Origin of the sequence: Blautia sp. OF03-15BH, assembly GCF_003463065.1 — a bacterium.
In the GTDB taxonomy this organism is placed as follows: Bacteria; Bacillota; Clostridia; order Lachnospirales; family Lachnospiraceae; genus Limivivens.
In genome coordinates, this window is the sequence record NZ_QSCM01000011.1 from 1 (window position 1) to 16,125 (window position 16,125).

A 16,125-nucleotide genomic window follows, 5' to 3' on the forward strand; every position below is an offset into this window, starting at 1 on the left:
CGAACGGTACGCACGGTGGTGTGAGAGGACGGCGGTTAGTCACCGCCTCCTACTCTATTCTCGATATGTATAATATCTATAAAGAGAATGAAAAAATACAAGAAAATGTGAAAAAATACTACAAATAATGATGAAGGTTAAAAAAATCTCTTGCATAATAAATAAAATATGATTGAATAACAAAGGAAAATATGTAAAAATAATATAAAATATAAATGAAAAAAGGAGGTAACATCATGAAAAGAACTAAAACTAGAAAATGGAAAAATACTGCTTTGGTGATTGCAGGTACAGTAGCAATCTGTATGTCAACAGAGGTACCATTGAAATCTGTAGTTGCTGCTGAAACCACAGCCACAGATGATTTACAGCAGCAGGATTCCGAAACAGTTGCAGTAACAGGAGGAGAGGTACAAGGAATTGTTGCAGATGTGGAAGGTGTTACTCTTTATAAAGGAATTCCATATGCGGCAAACACATCTGGTGAGAACAGGTGGAAAGCTCCTCAGGATCCAGAATCCTGGGATGGAGTAAAAGTCTGCGATGCTTGGGGAGATCAGGCCATGCAGAGAAGTGCAGCAGAATTAAATCCGGTTGGTGGATTTTGGGGGGATGAATTTTACTTTGATGAGAGTTATAATCCGGCAATCAGTGAAAATGGTTTGAATTTGAATTTATACAAACCGGATGTATCAGCAAATGAAAAACTTCCGGTTCTAGTGTATATTCATGGTGGTGGAAACAATCATGGAAATGCATCTGAGATGGAATTTAATGCTGCAAAACTTGCCCAAAAAGGAATTATCGTAGTAACTGTACAATATCGTGTAAGTATGTATGGTTTCTTAACACTTCCGGGACTATCCGCAGAGAATGAAAATGGAGCTTCTGGAAATTATGCAGTGCAGGATTTGGTGAAAGCACTCAAATGGGTAAATGAGAACATTGCAGGATTTGGTGGAAATCCAGAACAGGTAACTATTTCAGGGCAATCTGCAGGAGCAATGAATGTGACAGCACTTCTTAGAAGCCCTCTGGCAAAAGGACTTTTTCAGAATGCGATCATTCAGAGTGGATTTTCAGGTCTCCTGACCAGTAAAGGGACCTTGGCATATGCAGACATGAAGGAGAAACAGGAAGAGGCAGAAAAAACAATATGTGAAGCAATGGGACTTTCAGAAGATACTACATCAGAAGCTCTTGTTGCGGAGCTACGTTCACATGATGCAGAATATTATATGACGACGAAATCAGTAGTTGATCCGGAAAAGGATCTGTATGACGTGATCACTGGTGCAAGTTCCAGTTATGTGATTGATGGCTATACTTTTACTGAGGAATCAGTGGATTTAAATAGGCCAGGGGCATTGGACGGTATCAATATTATGATTGGAGGAACTTCGGATGAGATGACGTCTCTGATGGGAAATCCAGAAGGTACACTTACGATGGATGAGTTTGCCGAGAGTATGGAAACTGTTTACGGAGAAGGATATAAAGCGGCTTATTCACCGAAAGATGAAAAGGATGCTTATCGTCAGAAACTTCGTTCAAGTAGTGATTCTGCTTTTTCTAAGTATGTAATTTCTGCAGAATATGCGGAAAAGAATAATGATACAGATGTATATGTATATTATTTCAATCAGATGCTTCCAGAGCATGCAGAACCGGTAAGAGATGAAGAATTCTATGGATCTTTCCATTCTTCAGAATTATGGTATTTCTTTGATTCTATGCGTGATGTGGAAGGTCAGAGAATCTGGACAGACAGTGATTATGAACTGGCAGATCAGATTACAGGATATATTTCTAACTTTGTAAAAACAGGCAATCCAAATGGAGAAGGATTGGAAAAGTGGGATGTATGTTCTGCTGACACTGATGGTTCCTTTATGTGGTGGACAAATGGAACTTCAAAATATGTGAAAAATGCAGATCCAGAAAGAGAAAAAATCAACAAAGAAGTTTCTCTTGCTGCATTGGGTCTGACAGAAGAGGATTTAAAATAAACTAAAGGTTATATCATCTGGATTTATTATAAAATCGTAACGTTTACCCAATAATAAAACTGCCATCAGATCAAAATTAGAAAATGATTAGATGGCAGTTTTTCAGTTGTTTTTTGACTTTTTGTTTCTGATATCATGTATAATAAGTTTATGAAAGATATGGTCACAGAATTTATAACATTTAAGTACTTTATTTGTAGAAGGGAATGAAGCTTGTGTACAGGGTGATGTTAGCGGACGATAATAAATTTGCATTGGAATATTTCTCGCAGTTAGTAGACTGGAAAAAACAAGGTTTTGAACTTGTGAACATGTCAATTGACGGAGTAGAGGCATGGAATAATTTCTGTCATTATGAACCAGATGTTGTAATTACAGATGTGGAAATGCCAGGAATTGATGGAATTGAACTGACGGAGAAGATACGGGCATTTCGACCAGAAACAATTATCGTATTCTTGTCAAGCTATGATGAGTTTGATTATGCAAGAGCAGCTATCGATTTAAATGTGAAAGATTACATATTAAAGCAGGAACTGGATGCAGCTTCATTGGAGAAAAAATTAAAAGAGATATTTGAAATCTTACAAATAAAAGAGAATAAAAACAAAAAAGTTTTTACGGGATATTTGCAGGGGTGTTTTCAGATGGCATCAGGAGAAATAGATAGAGAACTTTATCAGGAAGTTTTTCAAAAAAACTGTGGTGTTTTTTTTATAGAGCAAGATCATATTCCTTGTGAACTGCGAGAAATTTTAAAAAAGGAAACACCGGAAGCTGACAGCGGAAAAATAATTTCTATATTGGAAAACACAGTCTCTGAAGTTGAATATACGATACATATAAAAAAATACAGGTGGCTTTGCCTTTGCCGCAAAAATACATCTCTGGAGCAGAATGCTTATAAGGTTCAGAGTCAGCTGCAGTTTTTAAAACCATTACAGTTCTCAAGTATTATTTTTGGAGAGATGAATGATATTATTCAACTCAGAGAAAGATATGATAGCAGTGAATTTACATTTCAGCAAAGATATTTTGAAGGAAGTGAAGTATGTATTTTTGCAGATTTGTCAGAACAACCGAATTCTGTTTCTGTTTCAGGAAAAGAAAAAATACGGAGAGAATTAGAAAATGGAAATCTAGAAGGACGTTTACTTGATCAAATGTTTCGGCCATTGTTCATAAGAGGTGATTATCAGACATTTATTTATGAAATCCAGGAAATTGCTTGTGTGTTAGAGCAAAAAGCAAATGAACTTGCTTTGGATTGGAAACTGGATTGTCTGGAAAGTACGGAGCTTGTTACAGCCAGTCAGATTGTACAATGGATGAAAAAGAAAATAGCAGAGTTTTCCGAAAAAAAAGAAAATGCAGGCGAATGTAGCTCGGAGGTGATAAAAGGAGTTATTCGTTATATTTATCATGAATATCAAAATGCATTTCTCAGCGTAGAAGAAATTGCGGAAAATGCAGGAATCAGTGTGAATCATTTGAATGATTTATTTAAAAAAGAGCAGGGAGAAACCGTAGGGAAGTTTCTGACGCGAATTCGTATGGAAAGGGCAAGAGAGATCTTGAATGGCGGAGAAAAAATGTCGGTTGTTGCAGAAAAAACAGGCTATACATCTACCTCGTATTTTGCCAGAGTGTTCAGAAAATATTACGGAGTTTCTCCGCAAGAGTATAAGGTTGGAATAAGAAAATGAGACCTACAGTGATTAAAAAATGTGTATGTGCGATTTGCACAGTTGCAATCTTAATGCTTATTCTGGTAGAGTGCAGGATGAATGATTGGATCTATAAACTTTTAAGACCAGAATTGCAAAACAGTGTTTCAGTGGTAGCATCTGCTGTTGGTACACGATTAAGCTATATTTTACATCAGAATACACAGTATTTGTTACGTTTTTGGACAGATACAGACCTTATGCAGATGGTTTTGGAGTATCAAAATGAAGTTGAAGAAGGACAGAATAAGCTGTATGAAACTATTTGTGAAAGATTGCAGCCGGAGATACTGGGGAAAACAGAACTGGGTGCCATTCATTCCAGCAGATATGTATTTTTGATTGTAGATGGACAATATTTAGGATCAGAGAAATTGAAAGCGGGAGCAGAAGCAATGATGAAATCTCAATGGTTTCAGCAGCTTCCAGAGACATTGCATGATATAGAAGATGATTTTAAAGAAAGTATTCCTAGATGTTATAGTCCGGTATTTTCACAAAATAGCAATGAACAAGAAATGATTTATTATGTAATGCCACGCATATATGAGAGCCAAATGATTTATGTTGTTATGGTTGAAGCATTTTCTGACTTCAAAGATCTTTTTGGTGACTTAAAAGAAGCAGAGAGCGGTGAATTAGCGTTAATTGGATATGATGAGAAAATTTTATTTACTAATAAAACACCATCTGTTTTTGAAAAGATGTCACAGGAGGAAATTTGCAAACTGTTTCCAGAAGGACAGTATGAAGTTAAACTGGAAGAAAGAAAGGCAGATACACTGCTTGGAATTCGTATTTCCTATAAAATAGAAAATTTAAGATTGGTAGTAAGTTTGAAAAAATCAGATTTTTTAAAACCGTATATTCCTTTTCGGCGGATGACAGGAAAACTATTGATTGGATTTACGGTTATATTACTGATGTTAATTATTTTAATCTTGAAGAAAATCTTGTTTAGGTTGGAGAAGCTTTCGAAACAGATGCAACAGATAAAACAGGAAAATTACAATTTAGAAGAACAGGTAAGTGGAAGTGATGAAGTAGGAATGTTGGCCGACAGTTTTTATCAGATGATGGATCAAATACAGGTTAATCTAAATACAATCCGAGAACAGGAAGCAAAAGAGCATCGGATAGAATATAGTCTTCTGGTGTCACAAATCAATCCGCATTTTATTTACAATACACTAAATACAATCACATATTTGGCAGAGTTAAACAGAACCAAAGATATTATGGTAATCAACAAAGCTTTAATTGGAATGTTGCGAGATAGATTGCAGATATCTGGATTGCAGATTTTTGATAACATTAAAGAAGAGGCAAAACAGCTTGAATCGTACATAACAATTCAGCGATACTTATGTAGCGGGGAAATTGATTACGAATTTTGCTCAATGCCAGAATGTGAAAATGTATTATATCCCAAAAACGTACTCCAGCCTCTGGTAGAAAATTCTATTTTACATGGTCTTTTGCTCCATCGGAATGAAGATGGAAAATTGGTACCAGGAAAAATTCGAATTTTAATAAGAAAGCAAGATAAGCAAGTGATAACAGAGGTTCTGGATAATGGGGTTGGAATGAACAGAAAGCAGATAGAGGAATTTTTTGAATGTAACCTAGAGGAACGATTTTTAGATATTTATGAAAAAGGGAAAAGAGCACATATAGGAATTTCTAATATTCGTATGCGAATGAAATATCTTTACGGAGATGCTTTTCAGATGCAAGTATTTTTACCAGATGAAGGAGGATTAAAAATAGTTTTTACTATCCCTTATAAGGCAAATTAACAGTGCGATGGAGTAATTGCACCGATTCATGAAAAACAGGAAAACTGCTGTCTGATCGATATTAGAGAAGGATCGGATGGCAGTTTTTTTACTTAAAAGATCCTGGAAAATCGTATTTCAAAAAAATGCGTTAAGAGGATTTTAATTTTTTTATCAAATTTCTGACACATTCACCCTGTAAAATGCCTTCTGTAATATTTTCGTAACAAATAGTTGAAGGCATCACCACAAGGAAAAGGAAGACTATGCAGATTTATTTGCAACAGGTCTGATTTTCCTTGTGGTGTGGGCGGAAGCGCCCACAAGCCCCAGATGAAAGCTGCGGTAGCGGCGACCGTGTGAAAGCGCGGGGTGTTGAGTCCCGGTGGGACTCGGTTGGCACCGACCGGAGCAGAGCGTAGATCTGATCTGTGGTTTGATGTCTGGCTTGGGAACAAGGAGGCATGACAGCGTGATAAGAAAAAATCTGGCGAAAGCCCTGTCCTTTTGTCTGCTGACAGGGTGGATCGCCTGCCATACCAATGGTGTGACGGCTCTGGCGGAAGAAACAGACAGATCCATGACCGGAGAACTGGCTTTTGCCCAGTGCGAAGAGTACATCAATATTCGAAAAGAACCCGATGAAAACAGTGAGATCGTCGCAAAGATCTACAATGACAATGCGGCGACCATCATTTCCAGAACGGGTGACTGGTATCAGGTCACTTCCGGAAATGCATTTGGCTATGTGAAGGCCGATTATCTGGTGACAGGGGATGAAGCCTCAGCCATTGCGGAGAAGGTTCAGTATCACATTGCCAGAGTCCATCCGGAGGAACTTTACATCCGGTCTGAAAAAAGTGAGGACAGTACGGCAGTCGGAAGCGTTCATCAGGCAGATGAACTGGATGCGGTTTCCTACGACAACGGTGCCTGGATCCAGGTAGTGGCAGAGGATGGAACGGAAGGCTATATCAATGCTTATTATGCCGATTATCTGACCTGTTATCCGGTGGCAGAAACACTGGAAGAGGAGCAGGACCGTCTGAAGAATCAGTCTGACAGTTCCGAGGCTGCCAGCGATGGTTCCGGTCAGTGTGCAATCTACGGTGTGGAGAAGGCTGCGGAGTATACAGAACCGGTTTCCTATGATAGTGGAAGCAGCTCCGATATGGGATCTGCGACTGAGGCTGACGGAAGCCAGGATAACGGTTCTGACACTTCAGAAGATACCAGCTGGGACAACAGTTCGGATATTTCCGATGATACGACCTGGAGCGACACTTCCGACGGCAGCACTGTAGATAGTACAGAGTCCGGAGATTCCTATACAGAATCCGACAGCAGCACTTCTGAGACTGACGGAACGTACAGCGAGCCGGATAACTCTTACACAGAGCCCAGTGTTCCGGAAACTGACGCTTCCTATACGGAGCCGGAAACCAATGCTCCCGAGACGGACGCACCTTACACAGAACCAGAAACCAGTGCTCCCGAAACGGACGCACCCTACATGGAGCCGGAGACTTCCGCGCCAGAGACAGACGCACCGTATACAGAGCCAGAGACCAGCGTACCAGAGACAGACGCACCCTACACAGAGCCAGAAACCAGCGCACCTGAAACAGAAGCACCGGAAACCGAAGCTCCTGCACCGGAAGATACCTCTTCCTCCTCAGATCTTGGTCAGCAGATCGCTTCCTACGCGGTACAGTTTGTGGGTAATCCCTATGTTTATGGCGGCACCAGCCTGACCAACGGAGCCGACTGCTCCGGTTTCGTTCAGTCTGTTTTTGCCAACTTCGGCATCGGACTTTCCAGAACCGCAGCCTCCCAGGCCTCCGGCGGCACTTCCGTGAGCCTGGACAGTCTCCAGGCAGGTGACCTTCTCTTCTATTCTTCCAGCGGAAGCATCGACCATGTAGCCCTCTACATCGGCGGCGGACAGATCGTCCACGCAGCCAATTCCGCCAGTGGAATCATCATTTCCAACGCCTATTACTCCACACCTGTGGCAGCAAGGCGGTACTGGTAGGGAAAATATGGAAAACTTCTCTTTCTATCCTTATGTAGCGGAAAGAGAAGTTTTTTTATATAACAGCTGCTGTAATGATCTGTTAAATATATACCTGTGAGTGAAGATCAAGTTGTTGAACCCCAAAAAAGATGATAAGATAACCCTATCGAAAAAAAAGGTGGATTGTCTATTATGGAGATAAAAGAACTTTTGAAAAAGGTAAAAAACGGGGAAATGGAGCTGTCAAGAGCAGAAGAAATCCTGAAGGAGCTTCCTTATGAAAATCTGGGTTATGCTAATCTGGATCATCACAGACAGCTTCGTAACGGTTATGGAGAAACCATCTACTGTGAAAGCAAGACAGCGGAGCAGATTGAAGGGATTCTGCACAGCTTTCAGAAAAGGGGTTCCAATGTGATGGGAACCCGGGTAAAACCGGAACAATACATTTATTTGAAGGAGCGATTCCCGGAACTGATCTACCATTCGGAAGCACGGGTCATCATGCTGATGGATCATCCGGTGGAGCAGGTTGGTATGGTGGCGGTCTGCACAGCCGGTACTTCGGATATTCCGGTTGCCGAGGAAGCTGCCCTGACTGCGGAATTTTTTGGAAGTAAGGTAGACCGGATCTTTGATGTCGGGGTGGCAGGGATCCATCGTCTGCTTTCCAGAACGGAAGAGATCCGAGAGGCCAATTGTGTGATCGCAGTTGCAGGAATGGAAGGGGCACTTGGCAGTGTGGTAGCCGGACTGGTGGAAAATCCGGTCATTGCAGTACCGACTTCGGTCGGATACGGAGCTTCCTTTGGAGGTGTTTCTGCCCTTCTGACGATGCTGAACTCCTGTGCGGAGGGCATGGCGACCGTGAACATTGATAATGGCTTTGGAGCCGGATACATGGCCAATCAGATCAACCATCTGGCTGTACGGACGAATAAAAAGGAGGCATAATATGGGGAAAACTTTGTATCTGGAATGTTATTCCGGTATCAGTGGTGATATGACTGTGGGCGCACTCCTGGATCTTGGCGCCAGAGAGGAGGCCCTCAGGGAAGCACTGGAGGCATTGCCGCTCAAAGGGTATGAGATCAGGATCGGACGGACAAAAAAATGCGGGATCGATGCCTGCGATTTTGATGTGATTCTGGAAGGGGAAGATGAGCATTTACAAGGCGAGCCAGTTTATTCTCATGAGCACTCTCACGGGGAGCATAGCTATGCAGACCATTTCCATGAAGAGCACGATCACACGCATGCTCAGGAATTTCACGAACACGCTCATGAAGGTGGCACTCACTTTCACAATCACTCGCACACCAACGGTCCGGAAGCCCATGCCTGCCATCACGATCACACTCACACACACAGTCCGGAAGCCCACGTTCACCATCACGATCACGTCCACCGTCATTACGCTGACATCATGCACATGCTGGATGAGGCTCCCCTAAAACCGGAAGTCCGCACTCTGGCAAAGAAGATTTTCCGCATCGTCGGCGAGGCAGAATCCCGGGTTCACGCCACTCCTCTGGAGGAGGTCCATTTTCATGAGACCGGCGCTGTGGATTCCATTGTGGATATCGTAGGGGCAGCGGCCTGTGCGGTGGATCTGGGCATCACGGAGACTTACCTTTCTACCATCTATGAAGGTCAGGGTCATGTCTGGTGCCAGCATGGCAGAATCCCGGTTCCGGCTCCGGCTGTAGCAGGGATCGCGGCAGCAGAAGAGCTGGATCTTGCGATCACCAATGCTTCCGGTGAGATGGTAACGCCCACCGGTGCGGCGATCGCAGCGGCTCTCCGTACGAAGAAAGGCCGGCCCCAGTCCTTCGTGATCCGCAGGATCGGCATGGGAGCCGGAAAGAAAGATTTCCCGCATGCAAACCTTCTGCGTGCCATGATCATTGAGCCGGCCATGAATGCCCAGCCGGCAGGAAAAGCTGTGGAAGAAACAACCGGATCTGTAAACACAGACGGAGACGCGCAGAAAAGCGGCTCTTCTGCCAGTGAGAAAGCTTCCTCCGACGAAACGGAGGATGAGATATGGGTGCTGGAAACCAACCTGGATGACTGCACCGGAGAGATGATGGGCCTTACCATGGAGCTTCTTCTGGCTGCAGGGGCCAGGGATGTGAACTATACGCCCATTTATATGAAGAAAAACCGTCCGGCCTGCAGGCTGGAGGTTCTCTGCAAAGAGGAGAAAGTTTCTGTGCTGGAGGAAGTCATTTTCCACCAGACGACGGCCATCGGCCTTCGGAAACGAAAAGAGGTCCGCAGGATCCTTCCGAGAAAAAAAGAAACGGTTATGACCGTTTACGGAGAAGTAGAGCTTAAAATCTGCACGGAAGCAGGAAATACGTATGTTTATCCGGAATATGACAGCATCCGGAGAAGGGTTCTGGAAACAGGCCGGTCTTATCAGGAAATTTATCAGAAGGCGGTAGAAGAGGCATGGAAGAAAAAAAGCAACGATTAAAAGAACTTTTGGACGAATATACGAAGGGAAACGCCTGTCTGGCGTTTTCCGGTGGGATTGACAGCAGTCTGATCCTGAAACTGGCGCAGGAAGCGGCAGACCGCCATGGGACAAAGCTTTATGCAGTAACCTTTGACACGGTACTCCATCCGAAAGCAGACCGGGAGATCGCATCACGGGTGGCGAAGGAAAACCACTCCATCCATGAAGTGATCTCCATAGATGAGCTGAAACAGGAAGAGATCCGTTTCAACCCGAAAAACCGCTGCTATCTCTGCAAAAAATCTTTGTTTTCCGGTCTTCTGGACTTCGCCGGAGCCCATGACGCGGCGATTGTCATGGAAGGCACCAACCAGGATGACCTGAAGCAGTACCGGCCCGGTATCCAGGCTGTAAAAGAGCTGGGTGTGAAAAGTCCTCTCATGGAGGCTGGATTTACCAAAGCAGAGATCCGGGCTTATGCAAGGGAACTGGGAATCTCCGTGGCAGAGCGGCCGTCTTCCCCCTGTCTGGCTACCCGCCTTCCCTATGGAACGGAGATCGATATGGCCCTTCTCAAACGGATCGGCGAGGGCGAGGAGGATTTAAGAAACTTAGGCCTCAAAAACGTCCGCATCCGTGTCCATGGCGAGATTGCCCGTCTGGAGGTGGATACCGCTTCCTTCCCGGTGATTCTGGAACGGAAAGAAGAAGTCCTGACGATCCTGAAAGAAGTAGGCGTCCCCTATCTGACCCTGGATCTGGAAGGCTTTCGTAGCGGAAGTATGGATATCCATGTAAAATAGTTCAGAAAAAACAGAAAGCCTACAGACTATTATGCTATATTCACAACGGTCTGCAGGCTTTTCTTTTTATCCCAGCCCTTCGCTCCGCTCCCGGATCTTCTGCAAGATCCGGTCTGCTTCATCTCCGGTAGCAGGAGTGGGCTGATAATTGTTGATGTAATAATCAGAAGAGATCCGGCAGGGGATCAGGTTCGGTTCTTCGGAAGTGACGCTTCCGTCGGTGTCGAGGGTAAAGGTCTGCTGAAAGATCATGGTATCCATATCACTGGGGGCGGAATTGCCGCCGAAGCAGAAATTTCCGAGACCATAAGCGATGGTCTTTCCCTTATAAGTGGTGACGCCCTGAAGCACATGGGCATGATGGCCGACAACCAGATCGGCACCGTTGTCGATGGCGAGCTTGGCCAGGGTCACCTGATTGGCATCGGGAACCGTATCTTTTTCATTTCCCCAGTGGAAGACCACAAAGACCAGATCGGCGCCTTCTGCCCGTACCTTCTGGATATTTACCCGAACCTGATGTTCCCGTTCCAGGTGATCATGAAGTTCGTAAATGCCTACCAGTCCGATCTTGACGCCCTTGACCTCCATAAGAGCCGTCTCGTTATAACCGAAAGTGGTGATTCCGGCTTTTTTCAGGTTTTCCTTTGTGTCAGCAAATCCCTGATCTCCATAATCGTGGCTGTGGTTGTTTGCCACGTTGACAGCCTCCACGCCGCCGTCTGTAAGGATTTCCGCATATTCGGCAGGAGCCTTGAAGGCAAAAGTCTCTCCGTTTCGTGCGGTGGAATCCGTGAGAGTTCCCTCAAAATTGACGATCGTCAGGTCATCCGCATCAAAAACAGACTTTACATTCTGGAAAAAATAAGCAGGACCGTACATATCGTAATAGGCGTTCAGGCTGGTGCTGTAATTAAAAGCTTCATCTTTTCCAAGTGTGCAGTCTCCGGCCATACTTACCGTGACAGAGACCGGTTCCTGAAAACGCTGCGTTTCACTCTCCTGTATGCCGGCGCTTTCTGCTTCCAGCGTTTCCGGCTGATCGTTGGAAACGGTTTTGGCATCGCCGTTTCCGGAAAAAGCACGGAGAAGCAGGAAGACCAGGAGGATCAGGATGGCGGCACCGGTGGGACCGAAGATCAGAAGCATTTGTTTTTTCTTTTTCGTTTTGCACAGCTCCAGAAAAAGTTTTCTGTTTTTCGGAGTATTCATGTTATATCCTTCCTTTTTGAAGCTTTTTCTTGAGTGTACCATGGACAGGGGAAAAGTGCAAATGTGGTTTGTCTTTCTGATGCCAGATGTGATAAAATAATAGCAGAGTTCATCCTGAGATTCACAGCGGAGCAATTCACAGGCATCCGCCCGGTGCAAAAGATTCATTTTCAGGGTTGACAAAATAAAAAATAGAAAGTATACTATTCCTACCGATAAAGTAGGAAAAGAGGTGAGAGGATGCAGAATGGAAAAAAGGCGCTGATCGCCATGAGCGGCGGAGTGGACTCCAGCGTGGCGGCCTGCCTGATGAAGCAGCAGGGTTATACCTGTATGGGTGTGACCATGAAACTTTATGATAATGAAGAGATCGGAGTCAGTTCAGAGAAAACCTGTTGTACATTGAAGGATGTGGAAGATGCCAGGTTTGTTGCCCAGGCACTGGACATGCCATATTATGTACTGAATTTTAAGGATAAATTTGAAGAAGAGGTTATTCAGAGATTTGTGGATACGTATATCGAAGGCGGAACGCCCAATCCCTGCATCGACTGCAATCACCGGATCAAGTTCCGGGCTCTCATGCGGCGGATGGAAGAACTGGATTACGATTATGTGGTGACCGGTCATTATGCAAGGATTTCCTACGATGAAAACAGCGGGAAATACATTTTAAAGAAAGCGCTGGATTCCAGCAAGGATCAGAGCTATGTGCTTTATAACCTGACACAGGAACAGCTGGCGCATACACTTTTTCCGCTGGGAGAATACGAAAAGACAGAGGCACGGAAGATTGCAGAGGCCAATGGGCTTCTTAATGCACAAAAGCATGACAGTCAGGACATCTGCTTTGTGCCGGACGGCGATTACGGAAAATTTATCGAAGAATACTGTGAACGGACCGGAAAAGAAGAGGACGGAGCAAAGTTCAGTCCCTTTGAAGCAGGAGATTTTATAACAGAGGACGGTCGTATTCTGGGACATCATAAAGGCATCATCCATTATACGATCGGCCAGAGAAAAGGTCTTGGTCTTTCCCTTCCTCAGCCTCTTTACGTATGCCGGAAGGATCTTGAGAAAAATCAGGTGGTTCTGGCTCCGAACGAGCGGCTGTTCCGGGATACGCTGGAGGCGGGAGAGCTGAATTTCATTTCCGGCGAATATCCAAGGGGGAGTTTTCGATGTTGTGCGAAGATCCGTTACAAGCAGAAGGAAGCACCCGCTACTGTGACGCCGATCGATGAAAATCGGGTAAAAGTTGTCTTTGATGAACCGCAGCGGGGAATCACTCCCGGACAGGCCGTGGTCTTCTATGACGGAGATCAGGTTCTGGGCGGAGGAAGAATTTTACGATCCAAAGAAGAATAACCTGGTGAAAAGACCACCGGGGATAAAAAATAAAACGACAGATTATCTGCCATATATATCAAGGAGGAAACTGATATGTCTAAGATTTATAAAGGAAGCATTGGTCTGGTAGGAAATACACCCCTGGTGGAAGTTGTAAACATTGAAAAAGAAGAGAAGCTGGAGGCAACCGTTCTTGTAAAGCTGGAATATTTTAATCCGGCAGGAAGTGTAAAAGACCGTATCGCGAAAGCCATGATCGAAGAGGCTGAGGCTTCCGGCAAACTGAAAGAGGGTTCTGTGATCATCGAGCCGACCTCCGGAAATACCGGAATCGGTCTGGCTTCCATTGCTGCCGCAAAGGGATATCGTATCATTCTGACTATGCCGGAGACCATGAGCATGGAGCGCCGGAATATCCTGAAAGCCTACGGAGCAGAGCTGGTGCTCACCGAGGGAAGTAAGGGAATGAAGGGTGCCATTGCAAAAGCCGATGAGCTGGCAAAGGAGATCCCGAACAGCTATATTCCGGGACAGTTTGTAAATCCGGCAAACCCAAAAGTACACTTTGAGACCACCGGTCCGGAGATCTGGAACGATACGGACGGAGCAGTCGATATCTTCGTAGCCGGAGTAGGTACCGGCGGAACGATCACCGGAACCGGTGAGTATCTGAAAAAGCAGAATCCGAATGTGAAAGTGGTTGCCGTAGAGCCGGCTACTTCTCCGGTCCTCTCCAAAGGAACCGCAGGAGCCCACAAGATCCAGGGTATCGGCGCAGGTTTTGTGCCGGATGTACTGAACACCAGCATTTACGACGAGGTATTTCCGGTAGAGAATGAGGATGCTTTCCGCATTGGCAAACAAATGGCGAAGAAAGAAGGAATCCTGGTAGGAATTTCTTCCGGTGCGGCTCTCTATGCAGCAATCCAGCTTGCAAAACGTCCGGAAAACAAGGGAAAGACCATCGTTGCGCTTCTTCCTGATACCGGTGACCGTTATTACTCCACTCCGCTTTTTACGGAAGAGTAAGTAAAAAAAGGTAACTGTTCAGAACCAACCTCCAAAATGCTGCGCATTTCGTCGGTGTGGCGTATCCGCCAAATAAAATTTCAAAAACAGTTTTAAAAATGCAAGCATTTTATACCTGTTTTTTGAAATTTTGCTTGGCTCTGAACAGTTACAAAAAGAGATTTATAATCCAGGAGCCCCGGGGCATTTGCTGCCTTGGGGTGTTTCCTTGAGAAGGAGGGATTTCCATGACACTGGCGCAATTGCGTTATGCCATCTGTGTCGCAGACACCCATTCCATGAATGAAGCTTCCCGTTCCCTTTTTATTTCTCAGCCCAGTCTTTCCACATCGATCAAGGAGTTGGAAAACGAGATCGGTCTGGAACTTTTCAAACGGACCAACCGGGGAGTGACGGTGACACCGGAGGGGGAAGAGTTTCTTGGCTATGCCAGACAGGTGGTGGAGCAGTACCAGCTGGTGGAAGACCGGTATATTGAAAAAAAAGATGTAAAGAAAAAATTCAGTGTTTCCATGCAGCATTATACCTTTGCGGTAAAAGCCTTTGTGGAAATGGTCAAGCAGTTCGGTATGGATGAGTATGAATTTGCCGTTCATGAGACGAAAACTTATGAAGTCATCGAGGATGTACGGAATTTCAAAAGCGAGATTGGAATTCTGTATCTGAATGATTTTAACCGGAAGGTGCTGACGAAGCTTTTTGCAGAATCCAACCTGGAATTCCGGCCGATCCAGGACTGCGGGATCTATGTATATCTCTGGCGGGATCATCCCCTGGCAAAGAAAAAGGAGATCGCGTTGGAAGAACTGGAGGAATATCCCTGTCTTTCCTTTGACCAGGGAACCAACAATTCCTTTTATTTTGCAGAGGAAGTGCTGAGTACTTATCAGTATAAACGGCTGGTCCGGGCCAACGACCGGGCGACTATGCTGAATCTGATGGTTGGATTGAACGGGTATACGCTCTGCTCTGGCATTCTCTGTGAGGAGCTGAACGGTGAAGATTACTGTGCAGTACGGTTAAGATCCGATGAGATCATGACCATCGGTTACCTGAAACGAAAAGGGATCGCTTTAAGTCCGTTGGGACAGAAATATCTGGAGGAGCTGCGTGCTGTCTGTCACGTTCCGCAGTGAGGAAAAAAAGAGCACGTAACTGTGAAGATACGGAATCATATGTATTGGAAAAGGAGAAGGTTGTATGAGAATTTCAACAAAAGGAAGATATGCGCTTCGGCTGATGCTGGATCTGGCAATGGAAGAGAATGGAAAGCCGGTCAGTATCAAGGATATTGCGGGAAGACAGGGGATTTCCGAAAAATATCTGGAACAGATCATTTCCAGCCTGAACAAAGCAGGTTATGTGAAGAGTGTCAGAGGAGCTCAGGGGGGCTATCTTCTGAAAATGGAGCCAAAGGATTATACCGTCGGGATGATCCTTCGGGTGACAGAGGGGAGCCTGGCTCCGGTAGACTGTGCGGAAGACGGAAGCTGTGAACGCATATCTACCTGTGCGACAGCCATGCTCTGGAAAAAGATCAGTGAGGCAGTCAATGAAGTGGTAGATCATACCACGCTGGCAGATCTGCTGGAGTGGCAGCAGGACAAGGAAGATTACTGTCAGCAGATCGAGCTTAACAAAGGCAGTTGGATATAGGGAAAACCTATATCTGGCTGTTTTTTTTATCTATTGGACAGGTTTGTGAAAGCATGCTATGATATCACCACAAACAGATA

Annotated in this window: 12 protein-coding genes; 11 read left to right on the plus strand and 1 reads right to left on the minus strand. The window is 44.8% G+C overall.

Annotated elements, in window-relative coordinates:
* Positions 1–236: 236 nt before the first annotated feature.
* The 7 genes from DXA57_RS11780 to larE all read left to right on the plus strand — a co-directional run bounded on the left by DXA57_RS11780 (position 237) and on the right by larE (position 10,798).
* Entirely contained in the window at positions 237–2,009 is a 1,773-nt protein-coding gene (locus DXA57_RS11780) for a carboxylesterase/lipase family protein (protein ID WP_158571313.1), read from the plus strand.
* 215 nt (positions 2,010–2,224) lie between these two features.
* On the plus strand, positions 2,225–3,715 hold the full coding sequence (locus DXA57_RS11785; RefSeq protein ID WP_199612726.1) for a response regulator transcription factor: 1,491 nt from the start codon (positions 2,225–2,227) through the stop codon (positions 3,713–3,715).
* A 77-nt stretch (positions 3,716–3,792) separates the two neighbouring features.
* The gene (locus DXA57_RS11790) at positions 3,793–5,535 is read left to right on the plus strand and encodes a sensor histidine kinase (RefSeq protein WP_158571314.1); all 1,743 of its coding nucleotides are present in this window, start codon (positions 3,793–3,795) and stop codon (positions 5,533–5,535) included.
* A gap of 451 nt (positions 5,536–5,986) precedes the next feature.
* Entirely contained in the window at positions 5,987–7,549 is a 1,563-nt protein-coding gene (locus DXA57_RS11795) for an NlpC/P60 family protein (protein WP_158571315.1), read from the plus strand.
* Positions 7,550–7,723: 174 nt separating this feature from the next.
* The gene (gene larB / locus DXA57_RS11800; protein WP_117767581.1) at positions 7,724–8,485 is read left to right on the plus strand and encodes a nickel pincer cofactor biosynthesis protein LarB; all 762 of its coding nucleotides are present in this window, start codon (positions 7,724–7,726) and stop codon (positions 8,483–8,485) included.
* Position 8,486: 1 nt separating this feature from the next.
* Positions 8,487–10,013, plus strand: a complete 1,527-nt coding sequence (gene larC, locus DXA57_RS11805) for a nickel pincer cofactor biosynthesis protein LarC (protein ID WP_158571316.1) — start codon at positions 8,487–8,489, stop codon at positions 10,011–10,013.
* Complete coding sequence (gene larE / locus DXA57_RS11810) at positions 9,989–10,798, plus strand: ATP-dependent sacrificial sulfur transferase LarE (protein ID WP_117767583.1); 810 nt, start codon at positions 9,989–9,991, stop codon at positions 10,796–10,798. Before larC ends, larE begins: the two co-directional genes overlap by 25 nt.
* A gap of 66 nt (positions 10,799–10,864) precedes the next feature.
* Here larE and DXA57_RS11815 read toward each other — a convergent pair whose 3' ends face one another.
* Positions 10,865–12,010, minus strand: coding sequence for a CapA family protein (locus DXA57_RS11815; RefSeq protein WP_243005784.1), 1,146 nt, complete (start codon positions 12,008–12,010; stop codon positions 10,865–10,867).
* A gap of 240 nt (positions 12,011–12,250) precedes the next feature.
* On the opposite strand from DXA57_RS11815, the gene mnmA reads away from it, so the two are divergent.
* From mnmA to DXA57_RS11835, 4 genes are all read left to right on the plus strand, one after another.
* A complete protein-coding gene (mnmA, locus tag DXA57_RS11820) occupies positions 12,251–13,378 on the plus strand; it encodes a tRNA 2-thiouridine(34) synthase MnmA (RefSeq protein WP_117767584.1) in 1,128 nt (375 codons plus the stop codon).
* A gap of 75 nt (positions 13,379–13,453) precedes the next feature.
* Positions 13,454–14,389, plus strand: coding sequence for a cysteine synthase A (cysK, locus tag DXA57_RS11825; protein WP_117767585.1), 936 nt, complete (start codon positions 13,454–13,456; stop codon positions 14,387–14,389).
* A 227-nt stretch (positions 14,390–14,616) separates the two neighbouring features.
* A complete protein-coding gene (locus DXA57_RS11830) occupies positions 14,617–15,525 on the plus strand; it encodes a LysR family transcriptional regulator (protein WP_117767586.1) in 909 nt (302 codons plus the stop codon).
* Positions 15,526–15,589: 64 nt separating this feature from the next.
* On the plus strand, positions 15,590–16,045 hold the full coding sequence (locus tag DXA57_RS11835; RefSeq protein WP_117767587.1) for an RrF2 family transcriptional regulator: 456 nt from the start codon (positions 15,590–15,592) through the stop codon (positions 16,043–16,045).
* The last annotated feature ends 80 nt before the right edge of the window (positions 16,046–16,125 follow it).